This window comes from Geobacter sp. OR-1, assembly GCF_000813145.1.
Lineage (GTDB): Bacteria > Desulfobacterota > Desulfuromonadia > Geobacterales > DSM-12255 > Geoanaerobacter.
In genome coordinates this window covers 32408-59001 of the sequence record NZ_BAZF01000018.1, presented here as the reverse complement: position 1 = coordinate 59001, position 26594 = coordinate 32408, and the positions used below count along the sequence as shown (strand labels likewise).

23 protein-coding genes and 5 tRNA genes are annotated in these 26594 nt (G+C 56.1%); 23 read left to right on the top strand and 5 right to left on the bottom strand.

Features of this window, described 5'->3' with window-relative positions:
• Window positions 1–123: 123 nt before the first annotated feature.
• Genes OR1_RS16115 through OR1_RS16105 form a run of 3 tightly spaced genes read right to left on the bottom strand, consistent with a single transcriptional unit; the run spans window position 124 to window position 5498 of the window.
• A complete protein-coding gene (locus OR1_RS16115) occupies window positions 124–1251 on the bottom strand; it encodes an ABC transporter permease (RefSeq protein WP_041972980.1) in 1128 nt (375 codons plus the stop codon).
• Window positions 1251–2384, bottom strand: a complete 1134-nt coding sequence (locus OR1_RS16110) for an ABC transporter permease (RefSeq protein WP_041972978.1) — start codon at window positions 2382–2384, stop codon at window positions 1251–1253. Before OR1_RS16110 ends, OR1_RS16115 begins: the two co-directional genes overlap by 1 nt.
• Window positions 2385–5498, bottom strand: a complete 3114-nt coding sequence (locus OR1_RS16105) for a DUF748 domain-containing protein (protein WP_237754326.1) — start codon at window positions 5496–5498, stop codon at window positions 2385–2387.
• On the opposite strand from OR1_RS16105, the gene OR1_RS21040 reads away from it, so the two are divergent.
• A complete protein-coding gene (locus OR1_RS21040) occupies window positions 5431–5946 on the top strand; it encodes a hypothetical protein (protein ID WP_152609937.1) in 516 nt (171 codons plus the stop codon). The two genes, OR1_RS16105 and OR1_RS21040, sit on opposite strands and share 68 nt — an antisense overlap.
• 32 nt (window positions 5947–5978) lie before the next feature.
• Here OR1_RS21040 and OR1_RS23325 read toward each other — a convergent pair whose 3' ends face one another.
• Together OR1_RS23325 and OR1_RS16095 are read right to left on the bottom strand one after the other, a co-directional pair.
• Entirely contained in the window at window positions 5979–7907 is a 1929-nt protein-coding gene (locus tag OR1_RS23325; protein ID WP_041972976.1) for an ATP-binding cassette domain-containing protein, read from the bottom strand.
• Window positions 7904–8896: an efflux RND transporter periplasmic adaptor subunit gene (locus tag OR1_RS16095; RefSeq protein ID WP_041972974.1), complete on the bottom strand. Its 993-nt coding sequence runs from the start codon at window positions 8894–8896 to the stop codon at window positions 7904–7906. The genes OR1_RS23325 and OR1_RS16095 overlap by 4 nt, the downstream gene beginning before the upstream one ends.
• Window positions 8897–9049: 153 nt before the next feature.
• On the opposite strand from OR1_RS16095, the gene leuB reads away from it, so the two are divergent.
• The 22 genes from leuB to rpoB all read left to right on the top strand — a co-directional run bounded on the left by leuB (window position 9050) and on the right by rpoB (window position 26543).
• The gene (gene leuB, locus OR1_RS16090; RefSeq protein WP_041972972.1) at window positions 9050–10138 is read left to right on the top strand and encodes a 3-isopropylmalate dehydrogenase; all 1089 of its coding nucleotides are present in this window, start codon (window positions 9050–9052) and stop codon (window positions 10136–10138) included.
• A gap of 41 nt (window positions 10139–10179) precedes the next feature.
• Window positions 10180–11283 (top strand): aspartate-semialdehyde dehydrogenase, encoded by a 1104-nt coding sequence (asd, locus tag OR1_RS16085; protein ID WP_041972970.1) that lies wholly within the window; start codon window positions 10180–10182, stop codon window positions 11281–11283.
• A 90-nt stretch (window positions 11284–11373) separates the two neighbouring features.
• Window positions 11374–12393: an aspartate-semialdehyde dehydrogenase gene (locus OR1_RS16080; RefSeq protein ID WP_041972968.1), complete on the top strand. Its 1020-nt coding sequence runs from the start codon at window positions 11374–11376 to the stop codon at window positions 12391–12393.
• 7 nt (window positions 12394–12400) lie between these two features.
• Entirely contained in the window at window positions 12401–13165 is a 765-nt protein-coding gene (gene truA, locus OR1_RS16075) for a tRNA pseudouridine(38-40) synthase TruA (protein ID WP_041972966.1), read from the top strand.
• 66 nt (window positions 13166–13231) lie between these two features.
• The gene (rplM, locus tag OR1_RS16070) at window positions 13232–13660 is read left to right on the top strand and encodes a 50S ribosomal protein L13 (RefSeq protein WP_041972965.1); all 429 of its coding nucleotides are present in this window, start codon (window positions 13232–13234) and stop codon (window positions 13658–13660) included.
• 28 nt (window positions 13661–13688) lie between these two features.
• Window positions 13689–14081 carry a 30S ribosomal protein S9 gene (gene rpsI, locus OR1_RS16065; protein WP_041973042.1) on the top strand — a complete coding sequence of 131 codons (393 nt, stop codon included), beginning with the start codon at window positions 13689–13691 and terminating at the stop codon, window positions 14079–14081.
• Window positions 14082–14171: 90 nt separating this feature from the next.
• Window positions 14172–15212: an N-acetyl-gamma-glutamyl-phosphate reductase gene (gene argC, locus OR1_RS16060; protein WP_041972963.1), complete on the top strand. Its 1041-nt coding sequence runs from the start codon at window positions 14172–14174 to the stop codon at window positions 15210–15212.
• Between the two features lie 2 nt (window positions 15213–15214).
• Window positions 15215–17062, top strand: a complete 1848-nt coding sequence (locus OR1_RS16055; protein WP_082002995.1) for a YgiQ family radical SAM protein — start codon at window positions 15215–15217, stop codon at window positions 17060–17062.
• Between the two features lie 85 nt (window positions 17063–17147).
• Window positions 17148–17223, top strand: a tRNA-Thr gene (locus OR1_RS16050).
• Window positions 17224–17258: 35 nt separating this feature from the next.
• Window positions 17259–17344 (top strand) — tRNA-Tyr (locus OR1_RS16045).
• A 109-nt stretch (window positions 17345–17453) separates the two neighbouring features.
• A tRNA-Gly gene (locus OR1_RS16040) sits at window positions 17454–17530 on the top strand.
• A 12-nt stretch (window positions 17531–17542) separates the two neighbouring features.
• Window positions 17543–17618: transfer RNA gene (locus OR1_RS16035), tRNA-Thr, on the top strand.
• A gap of 67 nt (window positions 17619–17685) precedes the next feature.
• Window positions 17686–18876, top strand: coding sequence for an elongation factor Tu (gene tuf, locus OR1_RS16030; RefSeq protein ID WP_041972962.1), 1191 nt, complete (start codon window positions 17686–17688; stop codon window positions 18874–18876).
• Between the two features lie 62 nt (window positions 18877–18938).
• Window positions 18939–19088: a 50S ribosomal protein L33 gene (rpmG, locus tag OR1_RS16025; RefSeq protein ID WP_041972961.1), complete on the top strand. Its 150-nt coding sequence runs from the start codon at window positions 18939–18941 to the stop codon at window positions 19086–19088.
• Between the two features lie 24 nt (window positions 19089–19112).
• Window positions 19113–19189 (top strand) — tRNA-Trp (locus OR1_RS16020).
• Window positions 19190–19217: 28 nt separating this feature from the next.
• Window positions 19218–19403: a preprotein translocase subunit SecE gene (gene secE / locus OR1_RS16015; protein ID WP_041972959.1), complete on the top strand. Its 186-nt coding sequence runs from the start codon at window positions 19218–19220 to the stop codon at window positions 19401–19403.
• A 15-nt stretch (window positions 19404–19418) separates the two neighbouring features.
• Complete coding sequence (gene nusG, locus OR1_RS16010) at window positions 19419–19946, top strand: transcription termination/antitermination protein NusG (protein ID WP_041972958.1); 528 nt, start codon at window positions 19419–19421, stop codon at window positions 19944–19946.
• A 59-nt stretch (window positions 19947–20005) separates the two neighbouring features.
• A complete protein-coding gene (gene rplK / locus OR1_RS16005) occupies window positions 20006–20428 on the top strand; it encodes a 50S ribosomal protein L11 (protein ID WP_041972957.1) in 423 nt (140 codons plus the stop codon).
• A 21-nt stretch (window positions 20429–20449) separates the two neighbouring features.
• Window positions 20450–21151, top strand: coding sequence for a 50S ribosomal protein L1 (gene rplA, locus OR1_RS16000; protein ID WP_041972956.1), 702 nt, complete (start codon window positions 20450–20452; stop codon window positions 21149–21151).
• A 169-nt stretch (window positions 21152–21320) separates the two neighbouring features.
• On the top strand, window positions 21321–21845 hold the full coding sequence (rplJ, locus tag OR1_RS15995) for a 50S ribosomal protein L10 (RefSeq protein ID WP_041972955.1): 525 nt from the start codon (window positions 21321–21323) through the stop codon (window positions 21843–21845).
• Between the two features lie 35 nt (window positions 21846–21880).
• Window positions 21881–22258 (top strand): 50S ribosomal protein L7/L12, encoded by a 378-nt coding sequence (rplL, locus tag OR1_RS15990; RefSeq protein ID WP_041972954.1) that lies wholly within the window; start codon window positions 21881–21883, stop codon window positions 22256–22258.
• 172 nt (window positions 22259–22430) lie between these two features.
• Entirely contained in the window at window positions 22431–26543 is a 4113-nt protein-coding gene (gene rpoB / locus OR1_RS15985) for a DNA-directed RNA polymerase subunit beta (RefSeq protein ID WP_041972953.1), read from the top strand.
• Window positions 26544–26594: the final 51 nt, after the last annotated feature.

Here is a 26594-nt window from a genome sequence, read left to right as displayed (position 1 = left end):
GTGAGTCGTAGCCGTAGGCTACGTCGCAAGGACGTGTAATTGCGGAGCAATTACCGGCGCGTGAGCAACGCGGACGCGCTAAAGACAATCTGACCAGCAGCAGGTGGACTTTTTCCTGCGCCATTACCCCACGGTCTTCCTGAACCGCGCCACCGCGGTCAGCAGCACGGCCAGCCCCAGTACGGCCAGCGCCGCCATTTCCTTCCAGAGGATCTCCATCCCCACCCCTTTGAGAAAAATCGCCCTTAAGATTACCATGAACCAGCGGAGCGGGTTGAACAGGGTGACATACTGGATCGATTCCGGCATGTTTTCGATGGGGAAGGCAAAGCCGGAGAGGAGCATTCCCGGGAAGATCACGAAGAAGGCGGTCATCAACGCCTGTTGCTGGGTGCTGCTGATGGTGGAGATCAGCAGCCCGGCGCCCAGTGAGCTCATCAGAAACAGGCCGGTGGCGGCGGCGAGCAGGCCCAGGTTACCGCGGATCGGAATGTCGAACCAGTGGACCGCGACCGCGGCCACGATTGCAACGTTCGCGTAACCCATCAGGATGAACGGCAGGGTCTTACCGATGATGAATTCGCTCCGGGTAATCGGTGTAACCACCACCTGCTCGATGGTCCCCATCTCCTTTTCCCGAACCACTGCCATGCTCGACAGCACCATGGTCACTACCATCACCAGCATGGCGATAACAGCTGGGATGAAGTAGACGCGGCTCTCCAGGTTCGGGTTGAACCAGGCGCGCGACTGGAGCACCACCCCGGCGGGGGGATACCCCGCTCCCTCCCTGGCACCCCTTGAAGAGAGCAATTCAGAGTTGTACGCGGCGATGATCGCAGAGGCATAGCTCAGGACAATCCCGGCAGAGTTGGCGTCGCTGCCGTCGAGAACCAACGCCAGGGGCGCCTCCCCTTTGCCCTGAACGCTCCCGCCGAAACCGGCGTCAAAGACCATGACTCCCCGCGCATCACCCCGGTCGAGCAGCTCGGTCATCCGTTGCTCGTCGGCTATACGCTCGACGGTCCGGAAATAGCCGGACCTGGTGAACCTTTCCACAATCTCGCGGCTTTCCACGCTGTTGTCACGGTCGAGGATCGCCAGCCGGCTGTTCCTGACATCGGTGTTGACCGCATAGCCAAAAACGACCACCTGAAAGACCGGGATCACGAAGATGACGAAGCGGGTCCGCTTGTCCCGCAGCACCTGGATGAACTCCTTTATCAGCATTGCTTTGAGGCGTTCGAACATTATTCTATCTTCTTCCTGAACTTCTTCACTGCCAGCCCTAGCACTACCACGCTGAAGATCGCCAGCACTAAGGTTTGAAGCCAGATCTCGCCAACGCCGGAATCCTTCAGGTAAATGCCGCGGAGGATATGCACGAAATGCCTGGCCGTGATGATGTTGGTGAAAATCTGGATCGGCTTGGGCATGTTGTCGATCGGAAAGATGAACCCGGACAGGAGAAAGGCCGGAAGCATGGTGGCCACCAGGGCGAACTGGCTCGCCAGCAGCTGGCTCTTGGCAATGATGCTGATCAGCACCCCCAGCGCCAGGGCGCCGACCAGGAATACCAGCGCCAGGGAGAACAGCAGGAATAGATTCCCCCGCAACGGCACGCCGAAAAAGTAATATCCCACGACCACGCAGAGCACCAGGTCCAGCACACCGATGGCGATGTAAGGCGCCAGTTTGCCGGCAATGATCTCCCCCCCGGTCAGAGGGGTGGCGATCAGCTGCTCCATGGTGCCGGTTTCCCATTCCCTGGCCACGGTGAGCGAGGTGAGCAGGGCAGCGATGACCATCATGATGACCGCTATCAGGCCGGGAAAGATGAAATGCCTGGACACCAGATCGGTGTTGAACCAGGCCCGCGGCCGCAGATCAACCGGCGCTGCCTTGGGGGAAGAGCCGTGGCTGCCGGCCTTGGTGATGATGATCTCCGAGGAAAACTGGCGTGTTACCCCTTCGGCGTAGGCAAGGACAATGGTGGCGCTGTTGGCGTCGCTGCCGTCAAGGATGGCCTGTACCGCGGTCTCCTTGTTCTGGCCCATGGTCCGGGCAAAGTCGGGCGGGATGATGACGGCAATGATGGCGCGCCCGGTATCAATGGCCCGCTCGATGTCGCGATAGGAGGCGGAGTCCTCCACCAGGCTGAAGTAGCGGGACGCGGCGAACCGCGAGACGAAGTCGCGGCTCTGCGGACTGTTGCTCTGGTCCCAGATTGTGATCCGCGCCTTTTCGATGTCCAGGTTCAGGGCATAGCCGAACAGAAACAGCATCAGCATCGGGATGGCGATCCCCATGATGAGGCTGCGCGGGTCGCGCAGCAGGTGCAGCGACTCCTTCCAGGCTACCGCCCTGATCCGGTACGGTTTCATTTATTTCACCACAACGCCGAATTCGACGCGGCTCGGGCTCTGCTCTTTCTTCTCGGGGAGTTTGGACGGGTCGTCCTGCTTCAGGAAGAGCCGCTCCCTGGGTATTTCTCCCTTGTCGCGCAGAAAGCCCTGCACGGCAACGGCCCGCTCGGCCGCCAGGGCCTGCAGCTCCTTGTCTCCGGCCGGGAGATGGGTAAGGATCAGCTTCTTCATCTCATCATCGGGCAGATCCTTGAGCATGCCGATGGCGTTGCGCGGTTTCGGAAAATCCTCCTTCCGGTAGACCGCTTTCAGGTAGACCGGGTACTCGGCCGGGGTGACGCTGACCGTCTCGGGACTGTCCTCGGGCCGGTTCTGCTTTGACTTGACCATGGCCAGAAATTTTTCGTTGTGTATCCGGCGGGTCAACTGCAGCTGGCGGTAACCTTCCGGGTCGCGTTGCCGGTCAAGATACCCGGAAATCTCCAGCGAGACCGCCGGCCGGTCTTTGAGCGCCTTGACCAGCTTGGCCAGCTTCTCCTGCTCGTTCGGCGGGACAACCGCCGAGCCGGGGGCAAAGCTGACGGAGCTGAAGTCCTCGTTGCTGCCGAACATCGACGACAGCAGCGAGAATGGTGAGGTGGCGGCCTTGACCAGCAGGTTCTTCAGCATCTGGAAGGCGACCTTCCAGACGCTGAATTTCGGGTCATCGGTACGGCCGGAGACCGGCAGATTGAGATGGATCTCCCCCTTGCCATCCTTGAGCAGGGCCACGGCCAGACGGACCGGCAGATTGGTCGCCTTGTCGCTCTCAATCTTGCGGCCAAAGGTGAACTGGTCGATGAACACCTTGTTCTCGGCGGAGAGCGCCTTGTTCTCGATCTTGTACTTCAGGTCGAGGAACAGCTTCCCCTTGTCGATGCTGTATCCCAGGTAGGTTCCGGAATAAGGGGTGACCGGCGACAGCTCGATGTCGGTGAATGCCGCGGTAAGGTCCATGAACAGGTCGCCGCGTAGCGGGTTGAGGGTGCCGCTGATCTTTAGCGGGGAGCGGTTCTCCAGAACGCCGCGCAGATCAACGGTGGCAAAGCGGCTTGATTCGGACGAGAGCCCGCTGACCCGGCCGCCGAGGTTGAAGAACGTGGAGGCAAAGCCGCCGGGGAGTTTGCGGTCGATGAATGCCAGGGTACCGTCCTGGATGGTAATGGTATCGATTGCCACCGGTGGCGCTGTGTTTGCCGCTGCTGCCGGGGCTGGCGCCGGTACGGCTGCCTGCGGCACCGCTTCTTTGGGGGCCTTGCCGATCTGCTGGAGGTTAAGGGTGCCGTCCTTGTTGACGATAACCCGGGCAAACGGTGAGGTGAGGGCAATGTCCCTGATCGCCAGGGAGAACGGCTCCAGGGTGCCGCGGATATTGTCGATCTGCAGGCTCTCCCATTTCAGCAGCTCTTCCGACTCGATCGTATCGAGGCTGTAGAAGGAGCGGACCCCAAGGCTGCCAGTGTAGCTCCCGGCAATCTTGTTCCCTTTTTTCGCCAGGTCGAGGTGCAGCCGGGTGTCAACCGTGCCTCCGGCGATGAAGATCCCCATATCGTCGGGGTAGTACGGGTCGAAGTCGCGTAGCGGGATCTGCGACAACTTCACCTCCCCTTTCAACCGGAACGGGTCGGGTATTGCGGTGCCGCTGGCTGCGATCTTCGCTTTCGTGCTGCCGAAACCGGCCGTCAGGGTGAACGGTATCGGTCCGAAGACGGGTCCGGCGATGTTTTTTGCCCCGGCGCTGATCCCTTTCAGGGTAAAGGTCGGCGCCGGCTGAAAGCCGTGGTCAACAAACGAGGCATCGACCCCCTTTATCACCACATCCCGCACAATGTAGCGGAACGGCTTCTCGTCAGGTTTGGCTTTGTTGGCTGTTGTGGGAGCAGTATTCGAGGTTGTGGCCGGCTTCCTCAGCAGTTGGAGCGGAGACAGGGTGCCGTCGCTCTCCTTGCTGACTGAGACGCTGCCGCGCTGGAGGCTGACTGAGGCGATATCTGCCTGCCGTTCCTTGAGGTCGATGCCGGTTCCGGCAACAGTCAGTCTTTTCAGCGCCAGTTTATCCGTCGGGCCGAACGGCACCAGCAGGTCGGTGACGCTCAGCGTGGTATCGCTAAGCTTGAGTCCTGACTCGTCACTGTAGGCCAGGATGCTCTCCAGCGCGGCAGATCCGGATATCGGCGCCGTGAGCAGTTCGCTCAGGTAGGGGTAGTACCGCTTTAACTGCACTGCAGCGAGCTTCAGCTTTGCTTCGGCCGCAACAGGTGCAGCGCTGAATGTACCGGTGGCCGACAGTTGCTCTTTGGCGTCGGTGGTGCAATTGATCTGCCACTGGGCCGTCTTTTGGGGCGCGGTGCTGAAATTCCTGACCTCAAGGGAGATGTCCTGCAGGGTCGTGGCAAATCCCCCTTGGGGCTGGCTATCACGGAGATGAAGCGTGCTGTTGGTCAGCGCAAACCCAGCCAGTGTGATCAACGGCAAAGGTGCCGGTTTATTCTCTTTGGGTTTATCCGTGGCAGGAGGGGCCGGTGTTCCTGCCGATGCGCCGGGGAACAGCCGGCTGAAATTCCAGCTCCCCTGCCGGTCGCGGTTGATATGTGCCTCCAGCCCGTCCAGCTGTATCTGGCCGATGTCTGCCTGTTTACTGAATGCCCCGAACCTGTTGATTGTGGCGTTTGCCCGGTTGAGCGCCAGCAGCGGCGCGCCCTGTCGTTCGGTGAAGGCCAGTCCCGCCAGGTCAACCTTGCCGGCAATGTTCAGTTCCGGTTTTTCCTTTGCGCCGATCCGGTAGGCCAGTTCCAGATTTGTGGAAAGGGTGCCGCCTTGCATGGCAAAACCGGGGTCGAACGGGAGGTACGCCAGATAGGGCGGCAGGTTCAAATTGTCCAGTTTCAGGGTCATGGCCGTTTCCAGCGATTTGGCCAGCGGCTTGAGTTTGCCGTTCAGCCTGAGCGGGGCGCCGTTGATGATCGCACCAAAGTGGGGGGTGACGTACTTGTCGGCCATGTACGGGATGTTGCTGACGAACGGAATGGCCAGGTCGAGGTTGCGCACGGTGTGTCTGGACGGTTGCCGGGCGGCCCGGTCGTCGAAGTCGATGCTGCCGTTGTCGATCCGGATGTTGTTGAGCGTAAAAAAGAGTTTCCCCCTTGCTCTTCGGCTGTTTCCTGATCCGTTCGACGATATCGGAGAAGTTGTAGTTATTGTCGCTAATTCGCACCAGCGAGAGCTGGGGCCTGACCAGGGTCATCTCGCCGACAACCGGGGCGCGGCGGATGATGGATGCCGTGGAGACCCGGACATTCAGGCTGCTGAAGGAGGCAAAAATCGCCTTTCCATCGGCCTCTTTCATCCGGAACCCGTCGATTCTGGCGCTCAGGGTAAATGGGTTGATCGAGACCCGGTCTATGGCTGCCTGGCGGCCGGTGGAGCGATTGATCTCTTCAACAGCCTTTCCCCTCACTATTCCCGGCAGGACGAAGATGATGAAGAGCAGCAGCAGGGCTGCACTGCAGGCCATGGCAATAAGCAGTTTGCGTCGTCGTGACATATAGCCTCCATAGCCATTTTATCCCTGTTTCAGATGATTGCACGCTTATCCGCTGGGGTTTTGGTCTTTCTCTCCCCGGCTTCGATGAGGGATACGAACAGGTCCTCCAGCGAGGGGATTACGCGCCGGAGCGTTACCTGGCCAGCCAGTGCCGAGCCCTGCAAACTGTTTTCCGTGGCTTCCTGGTCTGCGGTGACCAGATGCGCGCCGCGCCCGTAAAGCGCTGCGTGCCGGACCGCCGGCAACTGCTCCAGCTGCGAAAGGATATCCTGCGGCCTGTCACAGGAGACCTCCAGAACAGTTTCTGCCATCTGCTCCCGCTTCAGCTGTTGCGGGGTGCCGAGGGCAACCATCTCCCCCTGGTGGATCATGGCAAGGCGGTCGCAATACTCGGCCTCGTCCATGTAGTGGGTGGTGACGAACACTGTCACCCCTTCCGCTGCAAGGCTCCTGATGAGGCGCCAGAACGCGCGGCGGCTGAGCGGGTCCACTCCGGCGGTCGGCTCGTCGAGAAAGATGACCGGCGGTTCGTGGAGCAGGGCACAGCCAAGGGCCAGCCGCTGCTTCCAGCCACCGGACAGCTCTCCGGCAATCGCAGTGCGCCGCTGTTCCAGTCCGGCCATCTTTATGGCCCAGTCGCCCCGTTCCGTCAGCTTTTTTCCGCCAAGGCGGTAGATGCCGCCATAAAAGGCGATGTTCTCCTCCACGGTCAGCTCTTCGTAAAGCGAGAACTTCTGGCTCATGTAGCCGATCCGTTTCTTGATCTCTTCCTGGCCGGTCCGGATGTCGCACCCGGCCACGCTGCCGCTACCCGATGTCGGTTCCAGGATGCCGCAGAGCATCCTGATGGTGGTCGATTTGCCGGCTCCGTTCGGCCCCAGGAAGCCGAAGATTTCGCCATGCTCGACTTCAAGGTCGATCCCCTTGACGGCGACGAAATCGTCGAAACGCCGGGTCAGGCCGGTTACGGACACCGCCTTTGGTCCGAGCTCACGGCTATGGTCGATGGCAACGCTCACCCGGTTGTCAACTGCCGGGCTCTCCCGGTCGCTGACCATGGCAACGAAGATATCCTCCAGGGAGGGTTCGACCTCGCTAATCGAGTAGACCTCCAGTTGCGCATTGGTCAGGAGCTGTCGTATGGCCGCTGTCATCGGTTCCGGATCAGCGGTAGAGAGGTGAATCCGGTCGCCGAAGAGCATCACCGCCGCTTCCGGAAAGGCGGTACGCAGCAGCCGGTCGGCTGTTTTGGGGCTGGCGGCGACCACTTCCAGGATCTTTTCCTGCGCCAGGTTGCGCAGGTCGCCCGGGGTGTCGCAGGCAAGGAGTTTCCCGTTATGGATCAGCCCGACGCGGTGACAGCGGTCGGCCTCGTCGAGATAAGCGGTTGCGACGAAGATGGTGACCCCTTCGTCCAGGAGCGCATAGAGCAGCCGCCAGAATTCGCGGCGAGATACCGGATCGACCCCGTTGGTCGGTTCGTCGAGAAACAGGATCTTCGGGGTATGGATCAGGGCGCAGGCCAGCCCGAGTTTCTGCTTCATGCCGCCGGAAAGGTTGCCGGCCTTGCGTTGGCGGAATGCGGCCAGGTTTGTCGCCTGAAGAAGCCGCTCGATGTTGGCGTTTTGTTCGCCTTTGCTCAGGCCGAAGATATCGGCGTAAAATTTAATGTTCTCCCCTACGGTTAGATCGGGATACAGCCCGAATCGCTGGCTCATGTAGCCGATCTCGCCCCGAATGGCATCAAGGCTCGAACATGGGCGGCCCAGGACGGTCGCAACGCCTGATGTGGCATCCAGAACCCCGGCAAGCATCCTGATGGTGGTGGTCTTGCCGGCGCCGTCGGAACCGACCAGGCCGAACAGTTCCCCAGTCTTGACCTGCAGGGTAAGTCCGTCAACCGCAGTGACTGCGCCGAACCGCTTCGACAGTTCTTCCGCTGCCAGGACAGGCGTCATTTACCCTGAATTCCCGTCTCTATGACAGCGTCAGCCGGCATTCCAGGTTTCAGCTCCAGCTTTGGGTTGGGGAGGGTGATCTTTATCCGGTAGACGAGCTTGACCCGCTCTTTTTCGGTCTGGACGTTTTTCGGGGTGAACTCGGCCTGGGGGGAGATGAAGGTGATTTTCCCCTCATAGGCCTTGCCCGGCCAGGTATCTGACGTCACCCGGACCGGCTGCCCGACCTTGACCCTGCCGAGCTCGGTCTCGGGAATATATGCCTTGAGCCAGACCTCGTCCAGCTTGCCGACGGTTATGACCGGCGCACCAGGAGCCAACATCTCTCCCGGTTCGGCATGCTTGGCCAGCACCAGACCATCGGCCGGAGATGCTACGGATGTATCGGCAAGCCTGGTTTCGGCCAGCGCCAGCACGGCAGTGGCCGCATCGACCCGCGCCCGCGCCTGGGTTACCGCATCCGGCCTGGGGCCGATCCGCAGCAGTTTCAACCGCTCTTCCGCCTCCCTGACCGCCGCTGCCGAGCTGTCGCGACCGGCGCGGGCAGTGTCCAGCTCCTTGAGCGGAATTACTTCGCGCTTGAAAAGCGCCTCTGCCCGGGTAAACTCCTTGGCCATCCGGTCGGCCTCAGCCTTCATACGCGCCAGCACCGCTTCCGCCTGGGTTATCTCCTCCTTGCGGCTCCCGGCAACGAGATCGGCCAGCGCTGCCCGGCTTGCCTTTGCCTCGGACAAGCGGGCGTTCTTCTCGTCGGTGAATTCGTCGGTGTTCAGGAGCGCCACCGGTTGGCCGGTTTTGACGACATACCCTTCGTCAACCAGCCGCTTGGCGAGGCGACCCGCGACCTTGAATGAAACCTGGATCGTGGTCGCCTCGATACTCCCCGAGACCTTGAGGCCGGTTGCTGCCACGGGCGCCCGGCGGATGGCGGTTATAGCCAGCACTGCAGCAATGGCGATGACTGCAGCGATAATGATCAGCTTCTTCATCTCAATCCTCCATGTCACCAGTTTACCAACAGATGGAGCTGCTGCAGTATTTTTTTCCGGTGACCGGCGAATAAGGTTTTTTAGATTGACAATGTCGCCGGCAGGCCCGTAAAATCACCGTTTAATTTCATCTTTTCCTAAAATGGAGGGGGCATGGGCAAGACATTCAAGGTTGCAGTTCTTCCTGGTGACGGTATTGGCCCGGAGGTCATGGCCGAGGCACTCAGGGTGCTGGATGCGGTGGAAAGCAAATATGCGGTAAAATTCGAGCGAACCCATGCCAACGTGGGTGGCGCCGGTATCGATCTTGAGGGGAAGGCGCTGCCGGAGACCACGGTCAATATCTGTAAGGCGTCGGATGCGATCCTGTTCGGCTCGGTTGGCGGCCCGAAATGGGAGAGCCTGCCGCCGGACGAGCAGCCGGAGCGCGGTGCGCTGCTGCCGCTGCGCAAGATCTTCGGGCTTTACGCCAACCTGCGGCCGGCCATCATCTTTCCGTCGCTGACCGGCGCCTCTTCATTGAAGGAAGAGGTAATTGCCGGCGGGTTCAATGTGCTGGTCATTCGCGAACTGACCGGCGGCATCTATTTCTCGCAGCCGAAAGGTATCGAAGGTGTCGGGCGCGACCGGGTGGGAGTGGACACCATGCGTTACAGCGTGCCCGAGATCGAGCGGATCACCCATGTCGCCTTCCAGGCGGCACGCAAGCGGGGCAAGAAGGTTTGTTCCATTGACAAGGCCAACGTGCTCTCTTCGTCTGTTCTGTGGCGCGACGTTGTCATCGGTATCGCCAAGGAGTACCCGGACGTGGAACTTACCCACATGTATGTCGATAATGCCGCCATGCAGCTGGTCAAGTGGCCGAAGCAGTTCGACGTCATCCTGTGCGAGAACATGTTCGGCGACATCCTTTCCGACGAAGCCGCCATGCTGACCGGTTCACTGGGGATGCTCCCCTCTGCCTCCCTGGCAGAAGGGACCTTCGGCATGTACGAGCCGTCAGGCGGCTCTGCGCCAGATATCGCCGGGCAGGGAATCGCCAATCCGATCGCCCAGATCCTCTCCATGGGGATGATGCTCAAGTTCTCCTTCGCTATGGTGGATGCAGCCGATGCCATCGATAATGCCGTGGCCAAGGTGCTGGATCAGGGATTTCGTACAAGGGACATTTACCAGAAGAAGGACGGAGAAAAACTCGTCAATACAAAAGAGATGGGCGCCGCCATTATCGCTGCCCTTTAACTTTTCAGAGCAATTAACTCTTCGCAAAGGAGCGTATAGATATGAAAGTCGGAATGGTCGGTTGGCGCGGCATGGTGGGGTCGGTCCTCATGCAGCGGATGCAGGAGGAGAACGATTTCAGCCTCGGCTTCGAGCCGGTGTTTTTTACCACTTCGCAGGCGGGACAGCCTGCGCCGATGGGCGGGGGCACCCTCAAAAAGGCAGACGATATTGAAGAGCTGAAAAAGCTCGACATCATCATCACCTGCCAGGGGGGCGACTACACCAAGGCGGTCCATCCGGAGCTGCGCAAGCAGGGGTGGAACGGCTACTGGATCGATGCGGCATCCACCCTGCGGATGGAAGACAATGCCGTGATCATCCTCGATCCGGTCAACCGCAACGTTATCGATGCCGCCTTGGCCAAAGGGCAGAAGGATTTCATCGGCGGCAACTGCACCGTAAGCCTGATGCTGATGGGGCTTGGCGGCCTGTTCCGCGCCGGACTGGTGGAGTGGCTTTCATCCATGACCTACCAGGCGGCATCTGGCGCCGGAGCGCCGAACATGCGCGAACTGCTGTCGCAAATGGGCGTGCTGCAGGGTGTTGTTGCCGAGGAGCTGAAGAATCCCGGTTCCGCCATCCTAGAGATCGACAAGAAGGTGACTGCCACACTGCGCGACGGTTCCATGCCGATGAAGGAGTTCGGCGGCTTCCCTCTGGCAGGCAACGTTCTCCCCTGGATCGACCGCGAGGTGGAGGATGGCCAGAGCCGCGAGGAGTGGAAAGGGTTCAGCGAGACCAACAAGATCCTAGGCACTACCAGCCCGATCCCGGTGGACGGCATCTGCGTCCGGGTCGGCGCCATGCGCTGCCACAGCCAGGGGATTACCATGAAGCTGACCAAGGACCTGCCGTTGGCCGATATCGAGCAGATCATCGCCAACGACAACCAGTGGGTCAAACTGATCCCCAACACCAAGGCCGATACCCTCGCCGGGCTCACCCCGGCGGCTGTTTCCGGCCTGCTCACCGTGCCGGTCGGCCGGGTACGCAAGATGAAGATGGGGCCGCAGTATGTTCAGGCGTTTACCTGCGGCGACCAGCTACTGTGGGGTGCCGCAGAGCCGCTGAGAAGGATGCTCAGGATTCTGATGGAGAAGTAAAAGTAGTTCTAGCCGATAGGAAGTTGCATGAAATGTCGCCCCTTTCACGGGGCGCTTTTCTTTTTTGTCTGGATAAATGGAGATAACTGCATGAGTAAATTGTGGAATGTAGCAATAGTCGGCGCCACTGGCGCTGTTGGCGCCCAGATGATCGAGTGCCTGGAGGAGCGGGAGTTCCCGGTGGGAGAGATCAAGTTCCTGGCCAGCAGCCGGAGCGTGGGGGAAATCCTGGAATTCAGGGGGAAGCCGGTGCTGGTGGAAGAGTTGAAACTCGATTCGTTCAGCGGAATCGATATCGCGCTCTTTTCCGCCGGAGGAGATCGCTCCAGGGAGTTCTGCCCCGCTGCCGCAGCTGCCGGAGCGGTCTGCATCGACAACTCGTCTGCCTGGCGGATGGACCCGGATGTGCCGCTGGTAGTGCCTGAGGTGAATCCGAATGCTATTGCCGGATACACGAAAAAAGGGATCATCGCCAACCCCAACTGCTCGACGATCCAGATGGTGGTTGCCCTGAAACCGCTTCACGATGCCGCAACCATCAAAAGGATTATCGTATCGACCTACCAGGCGGTATCCGGGACCGGGAAAAAGGCGATTGACGAGCTGCGGAAGCAGGTTGGGGAGCTGCTTAATGCCCGTCCGGTAAACTGCAGTGTCTATCCGCACCAGATTGCCTTCAACTGTATCCCGCAGATCGATGTCTTCGAGGAGAACGGCTATACCAGGGAAGAGCTGAAGATGGTGAATGAGACCCGGAAGATCATGGCAGCGGATATCCGGGTTACGGCGACAACTGTCAGGGTGCCGGTATTTTACGGCCATGCCGAGTCCGTGAATATCGAGACGGTAAAGAAGTTGAGCGTAGACGATGCAAGAAAACTGCTGAAAAAGGCGCCGGGCGTTAAACTGGTGGATGACCCGGCAAAAGGGATCTATCCGATGCCGATGAGCACCGCTGGTCAGGACCTTGTCTACGTGGGTAGAATAAGGGAAGACGAGTCGACGGACAACGGCCTCAATCTGTGGGTTGTTGCGGACAATATCCGAAAGGGTGCTGCCACCAATGCCGTGCAGATAGCGGAGATCCTGGTGCAGAAGTATCTCAAGTAGCCATTAGATGCGCAACATCCTCCTGACAATCGAATACGACGGCACCAACTATGCGGGGTGGCAGGTGCAGCCAAACGGCATCGCCATCCAGCAGGTTGTGGAGACCGCCTTGGCAAGCCTGCTCAAGGAGACGGTGCGGTTGCATTCCTCGGGGAGGACCGATGCCGGGGTGCATGCCTTGGCCATGCCGGCGAGTTTTACGACGACCAGGACCATTCCCCTCAAGGCGTTCACCGCCGGTCTGAACTCCTTTCTCCCTCCTGATATCGCAGTCAGGGAGGCGATCGAAGTCACTCCGGAGTTTCATCCCCGCAGGGAGGCAACGGAAAAGCATTACCGCTATTCGATCCATGTTTCTCCAAACCGCGCACCGCTCGCGCGTTTGTACTCCTGGCATCTGCGCGGGCCTCTTGATATTGACGCCATGAAGAGAGGGGCGGCATATTTTGCGGGAGAGCATGACTTTGCCGCGTTCCGCGCGACCGGGTGTGCGGCAAAGACTACGGTAAGGGTAGTGAATTCCGTGACCATATCCGCGGACGGAGAGTTGCTGCTGATCGATGTCCAGGGAGTCGGTTTTCTGCGGAACATGGTGAGGATAATGGCCGGAACCCTCGTGGAGATCGGTCTTGGCCGGCGCAGCCCGGAGTCGGTGCGCGAATTACTGTTGAGTCCGGCCCGTTCGGCTGCAGGGGCGACTGCTCCGGCCCATGGACTCACTCTGGTCCGAGTCAGTTTCGGGTGTTTTAATCATTTAGAGAAAAATCCTTGACATAAAGAGCGAATTGATTTATCAATCATCTTTCTTGGAAGACTATTAGACGTATGTGAGGGTTCGATGAAGACGTTTTTGCCAAACAGTGAAGAGGTAAATCGGGACTGGTACCTGTTCGACGCCGACAACCAGGTGCTCGGAAGGATTGCTACCCAGATTGCGAATATACTTCGCGGGAAAAATAAGCCGACTTTTACGCCGAGCGTTGATACCGGCGATTTCGTGATCGTGGTCAACGCCGAGAAGATTCTTCTCACGGGCGCAAAGTATGACGACAAGATCTACTACAGCCACTCCGGTTTCCCCGGCGGCATCAAGTCGATCAGTGCGGGCAAGCTCCTTCAGAAAAAGCCGGAGGACGTTATCCGCAAGGCGGTAAAGGGGATGCTCCCGAAAAACAAGCTGGCTCGCCACATGCTCAGCAAGCTGAAGATTTACGCAGGCACAGAGCATCCGCACAAGGCGCAGCAGCCCAAGACCGTTCAGCTTTGATTAATTCAGTTCAGGAGATAGTACAATGATGGCAGCAAATACTTATTACGGAACAGGGAAAAGAAAGTCCTCTATCGCCAGGGTCTGGATGAAGCCTGGTACCGGGACAATTACGGTCAACAGCAAGTCGCTTGACGACTACTTTGGTCGTGAGACTTCCAAGATGGTGGTCCGTCAGCCCTTGGAACTGGTGGAAAAGGTCGGCATCTTCGATATTAATGTCACTGTCAGCGGTGGCGGCGACTCGGGCCAGGCCGGTGCGATCAAGCACGGGATTACCAAGGCGTTGCTTGAGGCCGATGCGGAACTCCGCGGCACCCTCAAGAAGGCAGGGTTTATTACTCGCGATGCCAGGGTCAAGGAGCGGAAAAAGTACGGCAAGAAAGCAGCCCGCGCCAGCTTCCAGTTCTCCAAGCGTTAATACCGGGCGTATATTGGTTAATGCAGGGGATATCCGTCCGGATATCCCCTTTTTGCTTTGGAGTTGCACCATTGCACGAAAGGGGACGTTATGTTGAATGTTGCCGTAGTTGGTGCCAGCGGTTACACCGGGGTGGAACTGCTCAGGATTCTGCATTGCCATCCTGAATCTGCCGTAACCTGCGTAACCTCGGAACAGAGCGCCGGGAAGCGGATTTCCGACATATTTCCGTCTCTACACGGCCGGTGTGACCTGGTACTTGAGAATCTTGAACCGGTCCGGATTGCCGAGAAGGCTGATCTTATATTCACCGCCCTCCCCCATAAGGCTGCGATGGAGGTCGTGCCGACCTTTCTGAAGCTGAAAAAGAAGGTGATCGATTTGTCGGCCGATTATCGCCTCCATGATGCGGCGGTATATGGTGAGTGGTATGAGCCGCATATGAATCCGGAACTGCTGGCTAAAGCGGTTTACGGGCTTCCGGAAATCAGGCGCGCTAAAATTGCCAAATCGCGGTTGGTTGCCAATCCGGGCTGTTACCCGACCAGTGTCACCTTGGGACTGGCGCCGCTCCTCAGCCACGGGCTTATCGACATTAATACCATAATTGCCGATGCAAAATCCGGAGTAAGCGGTGCCGGCCGGAGTGCCAAAGTTGACAACCTTTACTGCGAAGTGAACGACGGGTTCAAGGCCTACGGCGTCGGCGGAACCCACCGGCATATCCCTGAGATAGAGCAGGAGCTTTCGGAATTGGCAGGCAAGCCGGTGGTCATATCGTTCACACCGCATCTGGTGCCGATGGACAGAGGGATCCTTGCCACAATCTACGCAACGTTAAGGCAGAAAAAGACAACAGGGGATCTTGTCAGGCTTTACAACGACTTCTATAAGGGGGAAGGGTTTGTCCGGGTGCTGCCGGAAGGCCAATTCCCATCGACTGCATATGTGAAGGGGAGCAATTTCTGTGACATCGGTTTGACTGTCGATCAGCGGACCGGCCGGGTTATCGTTGTCTCGGCAATCGATAATCTGGTAAAGGGGGCATCAGGTCAGGCGGTCCAGAACATGAACATTGTCTGCGGCTTCCCGGAAAACCTGGGATTGGAAGGGCTGGGGCTGTTTCCGTAAATATGTTTCTGCCCGTCACCAGAGCTGAGGTCTTAATTCGCGGCTGGCATGAGCTTGATATCGTCTTTGTAACCGGAGACGCCTACATCGACCATCCGGCCTTCGGGGTCCCTCTATTGGCACGGTGGCTGGAGTCACACGGTTTTCGAGTTGGTATTCTTGCGCAACCGGACTGGAAGGACCCTGAAGCGTTCAAGGCGTTGGGTAAACCACGCCTCTTTTTTGCCGTTGCTGCGGGTGCCATGGATTCCATGGTCGCCCATTATACTCCGGAAAAACGTCTTCGTCGCGACGATGCCTATACCCCCGGGAACCGTCATGGTGCCCGCCCCAATCGTGCCACCATTGTCTATACTTCCTGCTGCAAGGCTGCCTATAAGGATGTGCCGGTTGTCATCGGTGGTATCGAGGCCAGTCTCCGCCGTTTTGCCCATTACGATTTCTGGGACGACAAGGTGCGCCGGTCCATCCTGTTTGACAGCAAAGCCGACCTGCTGATTTACGGCATGGGAGAGCGGTCGTTGCTCGAACTGGCGCAGCGGGTGCAAAAAGGCGAGCCAATAGGCTGCATTACGGATATCAGAGGGACTGCCTTTGCTGCCGCAGAATTGCCGGCCGATGCCGAGCAGCTGGCTGCCTGCGAAGTGGTGCAGGCGGATCGGCAGGCATACGCCCAAGCTTACCGGGTCATGTCCGAGTCGCAGAACCCTTTTTCATTGAGAAGGCTGGGGCAGAGACACGGGAGCCGTTTTCTGGTCTGCAATCCGCCGCCTATGCCTCTCACAACGGCTGAACTGGATACGGTCTATTCATTGCCTTTTACCCGTGTGCCGCATTCCGGCTATACCGAACCGATACCTGCCTGGGAGCAGATCAAGTCATCGGTAACGACTCATCGCGGCTGTTATGGCGGTTGTTCTTTTTGTGCCATCACCCTGCACCAGGGGCGGGTTATTCAGAGCCGCAGCATTGCCTCCATAACCGCAGAGGTGAAGGCAATGGGGGATGCGCCGTGGTTCAAGGGGATTGTCAGCGATCTGGGCGGCCCTACTGCAAATATGTACGGATCAAGCTGCAGTGCGCCCGATGCGGGGGCTTCATGCAGGCGCCTGAGCTGTCTGCATCCGAAAGTATGTCCTCAGTTGAAGGTTGCCGACAAGATTGCCGCCGAGATGCTCCGGGTGGTAAAGCGGCTGCCACTGGTCAGGCATGTGACGGTCACCTCAGGAATCAGATACGATCTTCTGCTCTGCCAACCCGAGTATTTCCGGGAACTGGTCGCTCATCATGTGGGAGGGTTACTGAAGGTTGCCCCGGAGCATTGCTGCGACAAGGTATTGCGTTTGATGAGAAAGCCGGCTCCTGAGCTGTTCGAGGATTTCCTCGCCCGGTTTAGATCTGAGTGCGCCAGACTGGGCAAGCGTTATGGGGTTGTTCCGTATCTCATGTCCGGGCACCCCGGAACCACTCTTTCCGACATGGTGGATCTCGGGCTTTTTCTCCGCAGTAACCGGTTGAAGGTTGAGCAAGTCCAACAGTTTACCCCGACACCGGGAACCCTTGCCACAGCCATGTATTATACCGGGATTGACCCGTTTTCCGGCGCGCCTGTCTATGTGGCCCGCAAGGATCGGGAAAAACAGCTGCAGAAATCCCTGCTGCTTGCTCACCTGCCTGCAGAGCTGAAAAAGGTGAAGGCTGCTCTTTCGGCCTGCAACAGGGAGGACGCAGCCAGGGCCTTAATTCCTGCTCAGATGCGGGAAAGTGTGCCAGTAAAGGGGTCAGGGGTTTTTAACAGTACTGTGGCGCCGGACAAGAAAAAGAATAAAATAAAAAAAATCAGAAAATAGCTTGACAACTTCTCCTCGTTTCGACTATATAACAAACTTCTGTCCGCCAATTGCAGTTTTTTTGGCTCAAGCTTGGTGGGATTTTGCTGGCGTAGCTCAATTGGCAGAGCAGCTGACTTGTAATCAGCAGGTTGCGGGTTCGAGTCCCATCGCCAGCTCCAGTTAGAATTAATAGCAGTATAGGGCCTGTCTTTTTGGAGGGATTCCCGAGTGGCCAAAGGGAACAGACTGTAAATCTGTCGTCGGACGACTTCGGAGGTTCGAATCCTCCTCCCTCCACCATAAACTCTGCAGAAGTCAGATGACTGAAGTAATCCCAGGAGGCCGCAGGCCGCATATACTGGCTTTGCTTACGTCAGCTGCCTTCACAAAGCTTCATAGGCCGGATTAGGCGGGAGTAGCTCAGTTGGCTAGAGCATCAGCCTTCCAAGCTGAGGGTCGCGGGTTCGAGTCCCGTTTCCCGCTCCAAGATCTGTGCAAGCCCACATAGCTCAGGAGGTAGAGCACTTCCTTGGTAAGGAAGAGGTCTCCGGTTCGAGTCCGGATGTGGGCTCCATTTTTTACAAACAAACCATTAGAGAAGAGATTCTCTGAAACTTAGGCTATTTAGATCGGAGGATGCCATGGCAAAGGCAAAATTTGAGAGGACGAAACCGCATGTAAACATAGGGACGATCGGTCATGTAGACCACGGCAAGACGACCCTGACAGCGGCAATCACGAAAGTTCTGGCAGGCAAAGGTCAGGCCGAGTTCAAGGCATTTGATCAGATCGACAACGCCCCGGAAGAGCGTGAGCGCGGCATCACCATCGCCACCGCTCACGTAGAGTACGAAACCGATAAGCGTCACTATGCCCACGTTGACTGCCCTGGTCACGCCGACTACGTAAAGAACATGATTACCGGCGCCGCACAGATGGACGGTGCAATCCTTGTTGTTTCCGCAGCAGACGGCCCCATGCCCCAGACCCGCGAGCATATCCTGCTTGCCCGTCAGGTAGGTGTGCCTTACATAGTAGTCTACCTCAACAAGGCAGACATGGTAGATGATGCCGAGCTTCTCGAACTCGTCGAGCTTGAGATCCGCGAACTGCTCTCCAGCTACGACTTCCCCGGTGACGATGTACCCATCATCAAAGGGTCCGCCCTTCAGGCACTCAACGGTGAAAAAGGTGAGCTCGCAGAGCCTTCCATCTTTGCCCTCATGGACGCCGTAGACAGCTACATTCCCGAGCCTGAGCGCGCCATTGACAAGCCGTTCCTCATGCCGGTAGAAGACGTCTTCTCCATCTCCGGTCGTGGTACAGTAGCCACCGGCAGGGTAGAGCGCGGTATCGTCAAGGTTGGTGAAGAAGTCGAGATCGTTGGAATCAAGACCACTGCCAAGACCACCGTCACCGGCGTGGAAATGTTCCGCAAACTGCTCGACGAAGGGCGTGCCGGCGACAACATCGGCGCACTGCTTCGTGGTGTCAAGCGCGAAGACATCGAGCGCGGCCAGGTGCTTGCCAAGCCGGGCTCCATTACTCCGCACACCAAATTCAAGGCAGAGGCATACATCCTGACCAAAGAAGAAGGTGGCCGCCATACCCCGTTCTTCAACGGCTACCGTCCCCAGTTCTACTTCAGGACCACCGACGTAACCGGGATAGTTGATCTTGCCGCCGGAACCGAAATGGTTATGCCTGGCGATAACGTAGCCGTAACCATCAACCTGATCACCCCGATCGCCATGGACGAAGGTCTTCGCTTCGCAATCCGTGAAGGCGGCCGTACCGTAGGCGCTGGCGTAGTTAGCTCGATTATCGAATAATACTGCAGGGCGAGCGGGGAGAATTTTCTCCCCGCATCCCCTTTTGTGAAGGGATTCAAGAGATGAGAGATATCATCACACTCTCCTGCACCGAGTGCAAGCAGAGAAATTACACTACAACCAAAAACAAAAAAACGACTCCGGAAAAACTTGAGTTCAGCAAATACTGCCGCTTCTGCCGCAAGCATACTCCTCATAAAGAAACCAAGTAGTACGCGGTTCTGTTTTTGCCTTGCAGGCCAGTAGCTCTAACGGCTAGAGCGCCGGTCTCCAAAACCGGATGTTGGGGGTTCGAATCCCTCCTGGCCTGCCACTTTCAGTTCATGCGAATGGAGTAACCCGTGCTTTCAAATGCAAAAAACTTTTTTGAAGAAGTAAAAGGTGAACTTGAGAAGGTTACTTGGCCGGCCCGAAAGGAAACAATCGCTACGACGTGGGTGGTCGTTGCCATAATCTTGATAATTTCCCTGTACCTTGGTGCCTGTGATGTTGTTCTTGCCAAGCTTATGCGCCTGATACTGGCCTAAAGGAACGAGCTGTCTATGCCGCTAAAATGGTACGGTGTTCATACATATTCCGGTTTCGAGAATCGTGTCAAGCTCTCGCTTCAAGAGCGGATCAAAAATCTCGGGCTAGAGGAATCTTTTGGTGAAATCCTTATCCCGTCTGAAACTGTCGTTGAGTTGAAGAAGGGTGAAAAAAGAACGTCTACTCGCAAGTTTTTTCCGGGTTATATCCTGGTGAACATGGAGCTTAATGATGAAACCTGGCACGCGGTAAAGGAAACCGCTAGGGTGACAGGATTCGTCGGTGGTAATAATCCGATGGTGATACCAGAGGAAGAAGTGCAGAAGATTACCCGGCGGATGGAAGAAGGCGCGGAAAAACCCCGTCCGAAAGTTGAGTTCGAGGTTGGTGAAACCGTACGGGTGGTAGATGGACCCTTTCTTAACTTTTCCGGCGTTGTGGAAGACGTCAAGCCGGATAAGGCCAAGCTGCGCGTAATGGTGAGTATCTTTGGCAGGGCTACACCTGTTGAACTGGAGTTTATGCAGGTCGAGAAACAGTAGAAGCCGCCTGCCTCATTTTTGGCACACTGAAGCAGGAGATGAATAATAAGGAGTAGATCATGGCAAAAAAAATTACCGGATATATCAAACTGCAAATTCCTGCCGGCAAAGCAAACCCGTCACCTCCGATCGGACCGGCGCTGGGTCAGCATGGCGTCAACATAATGGAGTTTTGCAAGGCGTTTAACGCAAAGACTCAGGGGGACGAAGGCACTATCACTCCGGTTGTGATAACCGTATACGCTGATCGTTCGTTCAGCTTTATTACCAAGACCCCTCCGGCTCCTGTCTTGATTAAAAAGGCTCTCGGACTTGCCAGCGGTTCCAGCGTTCCCAACAAGAACAAGGTAGGCAAGCTTACCAAGGCCCAGGTCGAAGAGATTGCCAAGAAGAAAATGCCTGATTTGAATGCAGCAAGTCTCGAAGCTGCAATGCGCACAATAGAAGGTACCGCCCGCAGTATGGGCGTTGACATTGTCTAAAGAATGAGAGGGTGAATCGCAATGCCTACCAAAGCCAAAAAACATAAAGCAGCGCTTGCCGCTGTTGATCGCGCAAAAAATTATCTTCTCAAAGAGGGTGTTGAGCTTCTGAAAAATACCTCTTATGCCAAATTTGATGAAACTGTAGATTTGGCGGTACGTCTTGGTGTTGACCCGCGTCATGCCGACCAGATGGTCAGGGGAGCAGTAGTTCTCCCGAATGGCTTGGGGAAGACTGTTCGCGTACTGGTCTTTGCCAAGGGCGAGAAGGAAAAGGAAGCCAGGGATGCTGGCGCCGATTATGTCGGTGCCGAAGATCTCGTTGCCAAGATCCAGGAGGGTTGGTTCGATTTCGATACTGCAATCGCGACCCCGGATATGATGGGTATTGTCGGCAAGATCGGTAAGTTGCTCGGCCCCCGAGGTCTTATGCCTAACCCCAAGGTCGGCACGGTCACCTTTGACGTCGGGCGTGCGGTTAGCGAGTCCAAGTCGGGTAAGGTTGAATTCCGGGTTGAGAAGGCCGGGATTATCCATGCACCGGTGGGCAAAGTCTCCTTTGATGCCGTTAAGCTTCAGGAGAACATCCTTGCTCTGCTGGATGCCTTGATGAAGGCGAAGCCTTCTGCAGCAAAAGGGACCTATGTTAAAAAGATCAGCCTTTCGACTACGATGGGACCTGGTTTACGCATAGACGCAGCTGATGTTGCATCGCAACTGTAAATAAATATTGTTTTCATGCCAAAGTCAGAGACAGCTGGTGTCGGGTCCATTCGACTTAAATGATGGTCAGCCAGCCGAGACTTGGAAGAATGAAGCTGCAATAGCAGTAACTTCTTGACTTTGGCAAGGGTCCGGAAGACCCTTAACCCCAAAGAAAGGAGGAAGGCGCTTGAATAAGGAAAGTAAAAAACAGGTTGTCGCCGAACTTCATGACAAGCTTGACCGTGCAAAAGCTGTTTTTCTGGCTGACTTTCGCGGCCTGGATGTCGGCAAGGTCACTGAGCTCAGAAATGAGCTTCGCAAGGCTGAAGTAGAGTATAAAGTTGTTAAAAACACTCTTCTTGAACTGGCAGTTCGCGACACAGACAAGCTGTCATTGAATGAGCACTTTGCCGGGCCTACTGCCGTAGCCATGAGCTACTCTGACCCGGTAGCAGCAGCAAAGGTTCTCTCTCGCTTTGATAAGGATCAGCAGATCCCCTTTAAGCTCAAAGGTGGCGTTCTGTCTGGGAAATCCATTTCAGTTGCCGATATACAGGCACTTGCCGATCTGCCCAGCAGAGAGGTTCTCTTGGCGAAGATGCTCGGATCGATGAATGCGCCGGCAACCAACTTCGTTGGCGTGCTTGCTGCTGTTCCGGGAAGTTTTGTCCGCGCACTCAATGCAATCCGCATTCAAAAAGAAGGCAATTAACTTATTAAAAATCAAACGATGGAGGAAATATAGCGATGGCTATTACCAAAGACGACGTAATTAAGTTTATCGAGAGCATGACCGTTCTTGAACTGGCTGAAATGGTAAAAGAACTTGAAGAAAAATTCGGCGTTTCCGCCGCTGCTCCGGTTGCTGTAGCTGCTGCTGCCCCGGCTGCCGCTGCCGAGGCAGCTGAAGAAAAGACCGAATTTGACGTAATCCTCAAGGCTGCCGGCGCCAACAAGATCAACGTCATTAAAGTTGTGCGCGCTCTTACCAGCCTTGGTCTGAAAGAAGCGAAGGACCTTGTTGACGGTGCTCCTCAGCCTGTCAAGACCGGCGTTTCCAAGGACGAAGCTGAAGAAGCCAAGAAGCAGCTCGTTGAAGCTGGCGCTGAAGTGGAAGTTAAATAACTGTCGTCCATATTGTTGAGCATTAGCCAAGGTCGCTCCAGGCGGCCTTGGCTGTTCTATTTTGTTGGCGGGCTTGTGCTTCGTGACGCCAACTACTTGAAATTGCTTGATTCAGGTAGTCAGCCAAGAGTGTTTGACGCTTTTGGAGCCTAGCAACAAAGGAGACCCCTTAATGGCGTATTCTATCGCGAATAACCCCCTTCTTCGCAAAAACTTCGCAAAAATAAAGAAAATTATCGACATACCCAACCTGATTGACATCCAAAAAAATTCATATAAGCGGTTCCTGCAACTTGAAGTGCCAATTGATGCAAGAAAAAACTTTGGCCTTGAGGCAGTGTTCCGCAGCGTGTTCCCGATCAGGGACTTCAGTGAAACTGCTTCTCTCGAATATGTGTCATATTCCCTAGGAACGCCAAAGTACGATGTGGAGGAATGTCATCAGAGAGGGATGACATTTGCGGCTCCGATGAAAGTGAAGGTCAGGCTCGTTGTCTGGGACGTCAACAAGGACAGCAACGCCAGATCAATCCGGGACATAAAGGAGCAGGAGGTTTATTTCGGCGAAATACCCCTCATGACCGATAATGGCACCTTTATCATTAACGGTACCGAGCGGGTTATCGTCAGCCAGCTCCATCGTTCACCAGGCGTATTTTACGATCATGACAAAGGAAAAACACACTCAAGCGGGAAGGTGCTCTATTCGGCTCGCGTGATCCCGTACCGCGGGTCATGGCTCGACTTCGAGTTTGATCATAAAGATATTCTTTACGTTAGGATCGACCGTCGGCGCAAGATGCCGGCAACCGTTCTTCTTAAGGCACTTGGTTATACGACTGAAGAGCTGCTGAATTATTATTACCGTAGCGAATCAATCGTTGTTAGTGGCGAAAGGCTTGCAAAGGCTGCTGATCCAGAGCTTTTGATTAATCAAAAGGCCACTAGCGATATTGTCGACGCCAAGAGTGGCGAGGTTCTTCTCAAAGCTAATCGGAAATTTACCAAAGCAGCGATCAGGAAGATGGAAGAGCACGAGATTTCCCAGATCCCGATTTCTGAGGAAGAGGTCATTGGCCGTTTTTCGTGCCATGACATCGTCGACCCTTCTACCGGCGAGATACTGATTGAATGTAACGAAGAGATCACCCAGTCGAAGCTGATAGAGCTTCGCGCCCGTGGCATAGAGACTTTCCAGGTGTTGTTCATTGACGGAACTCATGCGACCTCCTCTTTCCGGGACACCATCATCATTGACAAGATTTCGACGACTGATGATGCCTTGATTGAGATTTATCGCAGACTGCGCCCGGGCGATCCTCCTACGATTAAGAGTGCTGTGGCGCTTTTCGGCAATCTGTTCTTCAATCCGGAGCGCTATGACCTCTCTGCAGTCGGCCGGCTCAAACTCAATCACAAACTGGGTCTCACCACCCCGCTTGATTGCCAGGTGCTTACCAAAGAGGATGTGCTTGAGGTAGTCCGGTACCTGATTGACCTGAAGAACGGCAAAGGGAATATCGATGATATCGATCATCTCGGGAATCGTCGCGTTCGTGCTGTCGGTGAACTGCTGGAGAACCAGTACCGCATCGGACTGGTCAGGATGGAACGGGCAATTAAAGAGAGGATGAGTCTGCAGGAGGTCGAGAACCTCATGCCGCACGATCTCATTAACTCCAAGCCGGTATCTGCAGTTGTGAAGGAGTTTTTCGGCTCCTCCCAGCTGTCGCAGTTTATGGACCAGACCAACCCGCTTTCCGAGGTTACTCACAAGCGGCGTCTGTCGGCCCTGGGACCTGGGGGCCTGACCCGTGAACGTGCTGGCTTCGAGGTTCGAGACGTTCATCCGACCCACTACGGTCGAGTCTGTCCGATTGAAACCCCGGAAGGACCGAACATCGGTCTTATCGCCTCGCTTTCCACTTATGCACGGATCAATGAACATGGTTTCGTTGAGACTCCGTACCGGATAGTAAAGGAAGGCAAGGTTACCAACGAAGTCCGCTTCTTCTCCGCCTTGGAAGAAGAAGGTCATGCCATTGCCCAGGCAAATGCCGAGATGGATAAGGACGGTCGTTTTGAGGCCGACTATGTATCGGCCAGAAAATCCGGCGAGTTTGTCCTGGTGGGACGCGATGAGATCGAGTTGATGGACGTGGCTCCAATGCAGCTGGTTTCCGTTGCCGCATCACTGATCCCGTTCCTTGAGAACGACGACGCCAACCGGGCCTTGATGGGATCCAACATGCAGCGCCAGGCGGTTCCGTTGCTGCGTGCCGATTCGCCGCTCGTCGGTACCGGCATGGAGCGGGTTGTTGCGCGTGATTCCGGTGTTTCGGTTGTTGCCCGCCACAACGGCGTTGTCGAGTCGGTCGATGCTTCCAGGATCGTTGTCAAGATCGATGACGATGAATTCGATGAGATGGGCACCGGCGTTGACATTTACAACCTGATCAAGTTTGCCCGATCCAATCAGAACACCTGCATCAACCAGCGTCCGGTGGTCAAGGTCGGAGATCATGTCAAGCGAAGCGACGTAATTGCTGACGGACCTTCTACAGACATGGGAGAGTTGGCTCTCGGCCAGAATATTGTAGTCGCGTTCATGCCGTGGGGTGGTTACAATTTCGAGGACTCCATTCTTATCTCGGAAAAGCTGGTCAAGGATGACCGTTATACCTCGATTCATATTGAAGAGTTCGAGTGTGTTGCCCGGGACACCAAGCTGGGCAAGGAAGAGATCACTGCCGATATACCGAACCTTGGCGAGGAGACTCTCAAGGACCTGGATGAATCAGGGATTATTCGTATCGGTGCTGAGGTCAAGCCGGGAGACATCCTGGTCGGCAAGATCACCCCAAAAGGTGAAACTCAGCTGTCTCCGGAAGAAAAACTTTTGCGCGCAATTTTCGGAGAAAAGGCCGGCGATGTCAGGGACACATCACTTCGCGTTCCGCCAGGCGTGGAAGGCACGGTTATCGGGGCCAAGATCTTCTCCCGTAAAGGCTCTGACAAGGATGCCAGAACAGAGATCATTGAACGGGCCGAGGAGGAGAAGCTCCGCAAGGATGAACAGGACGAAATTCGTATCATTCGTGATTCCGCACTCGGGAAACTCAAAAGGCTTCTCGTAGGCAGGACATCGGCAGTCAAGATAGAGGGAAAAGATGGCAAGATTCTGCTTGCCAAGGACAAGAAGATCACCGATGAGCTGCTCGGAACCATTCCGCTCGAAAGGTGGGATGAGATATCAGTCAGCGATGGCGACGATGTCGAAGACAAGGTATCGCAACTCCTGTCGAATCTTTATCAGAAGATCGATTTGATCAGGTACGTTTTTGACGATAAGATCCAGAAGCTGAAGCGTGGCGATGACCTCCCTCCGGGCGTCATCAAGATGGTAAAGGTTTATATTGCCATCAAGCGCAAGCTGCAGGTCGGTGACAAGATGGCAGGGCGTCACGGTAACAAGGGTGTCGTTTCCCGAATCCTTCCGGAAGAGGATATGCCATATATGGAAGATGGCCGTCCGGTCGAGGTCGTTTTGAACCCCCTCGGCGTTCCTTCACGTATGAACGTGGGACAGATTCTGGAAACCCATCTTGGGTGGGCCGCTAAAGGGATCGGTTGGAAAATAGAAGAGCTGCTGGAAAAGAACTCTCCTGCCGAGGCCATAAAGAAGGCAATCAAGGATGTCTACACCGACAAGGACATGAACAAGTTCATCGATTCACTGGAAGAAGATGAACTGCACAATGTCGCGAAAAGATTGAAGCGCGGCGTGCCGATGGCATCATCGGTTTTTGAGGGCGCCACTGAAGAGAATATCCAGGGAATGCTCAAGAAAGCCGGCTTCGATAGCTCTGCCCAGGTTACTCTGTATGACGGCAAAACCGGAGACTCGTTCAAGCATAAGGTCACGGTTGGCGTTATGTATGTCCTTAAGCTCCATCACTTGGTCGATGACAAGATTCACGCCCGGTCAATCGGTCCGTACAGCCTTGTTACCCAACAGCCTCTCGGCGGTAAGGCGCAATTCGGCGGCCAGCGTCTGGGGGAAATGGAAGTCTGGGCCATGGAGGCTTACGGGGCAGCCTATGCACTTCAGGAGTTCCTTACTGTCAAGTCTGACGACGTGGCAGGCCGAACCCGGATGTACGAGGCTATTGTCAAGGGTAAACATACCCTTGAGCCTGGATTGCCGGAGTCATTTAACGTTTTGATCAAGGAGCTTCAGTCCCTTTGTCTGGACGTTGAACTGCTCGAGAACGAAGACGAGTGATCTGCCTGAATATACTGACGCGCTACGACCGCGTCGTCTGCAGGATAAACT

Bases quoted from the DNA above. Each gene is read 5' to 3' on its own strand.
- OR1_RS16115 (WP_041972980.1), bottom strand. From the start codon at position 1,251: ATGTTCGAACGCCTCAAAGCAATGCTGATAAAGGAGTTCATCCAGGTG.
- OR1_RS16110 (WP_041972978.1), bottom strand. From the start codon at position 2,384: ATGAAACCGTACCGGATCAGGGCGGTAGCCTGGAAGGAGTCGCTGCAC.
- OR1_RS21040 (WP_152609937.1), top strand. From the start codon at position 5,431: ATGGCCAGGTCGAGGTTGCGCACGGTGTGTCTGGACGGTTGCCGGGCG.
- OR1_RS23325 (WP_041972976.1), bottom strand. From the start codon at position 7,907: ATGACGCCTGTCCTGGCAGCGGAAGAACTGTCGAAGCGGTTCGGCGCA.
- OR1_RS16095 (WP_041972974.1), bottom strand. From the start codon at position 8,896: ATGAAGAAGCTGATCATTATCGCTGCAGTCATCGCCATTGCTGCAGTG.
- leuB (WP_041972972.1), top strand. From the start codon at position 9,050: ATGGGCAAGACATTCAAGGTTGCAGTTCTTCCTGGTGACGGTATTGGC.
- asd (WP_041972970.1), top strand. From the start codon at position 10,180: ATGAAAGTCGGAATGGTCGGTTGGCGCGGCATGGTGGGGTCGGTCCTC.
- OR1_RS16080 (WP_041972968.1), top strand. From the start codon at position 11,374: ATGAGTAAATTGTGGAATGTAGCAATAGTCGGCGCCACTGGCGCTGTT.
- truA (WP_041972966.1), top strand. From the start codon at position 12,401: ATGCGCAACATCCTCCTGACAATCGAATACGACGGCACCAACTATGCG.
- rplM (WP_041972965.1), top strand. From the start codon at position 13,232: ATGAAGACGTTTTTGCCAAACAGTGAAGAGGTAAATCGGGACTGGTAC.
- rpsI (WP_041973042.1), top strand. From the start codon at position 13,689: ATGGCAGCAAATACTTATTACGGAACAGGGAAAAGAAAGTCCTCTATC.
- argC (WP_041972963.1), top strand. From the start codon at position 14,172: ATGTTGAATGTTGCCGTAGTTGGTGCCAGCGGTTACACCGGGGTGGAA.
- OR1_RS16055 (WP_082002995.1), top strand. From the start codon at position 15,215: ATGTTTCTGCCCGTCACCAGAGCTGAGGTCTTAATTCGCGGCTGGCAT.
- tuf (WP_041972962.1), top strand. From the start codon at position 17,686: ATGGCAAAGGCAAAATTTGAGAGGACGAAACCGCATGTAAACATAGGG.
- rpmG (WP_041972961.1), top strand. From the start codon at position 18,939: ATGAGAGATATCATCACACTCTCCTGCACCGAGTGCAAGCAGAGAAAT.
- nusG (WP_041972958.1), top strand. From the start codon at position 19,419: ATGCCGCTAAAATGGTACGGTGTTCATACATATTCCGGTTTCGAGAAT.
- rplK (WP_041972957.1), top strand. From the start codon at position 20,006: ATGGCAAAAAAAATTACCGGATATATCAAACTGCAAATTCCTGCCGGC.
- rplA (WP_041972956.1), top strand. From the start codon at position 20,450: ATGCCTACCAAAGCCAAAAAACATAAAGCAGCGCTTGCCGCTGTTGAT.
- rplL (WP_041972954.1), top strand. From the start codon at position 21,881: ATGGCTATTACCAAAGACGACGTAATTAAGTTTATCGAGAGCATGACC.
- rpoB (WP_041972953.1), top strand. From the start codon at position 22,431: ATGGCGTATTCTATCGCGAATAACCCCCTTCTTCGCAAAAACTTCGCA.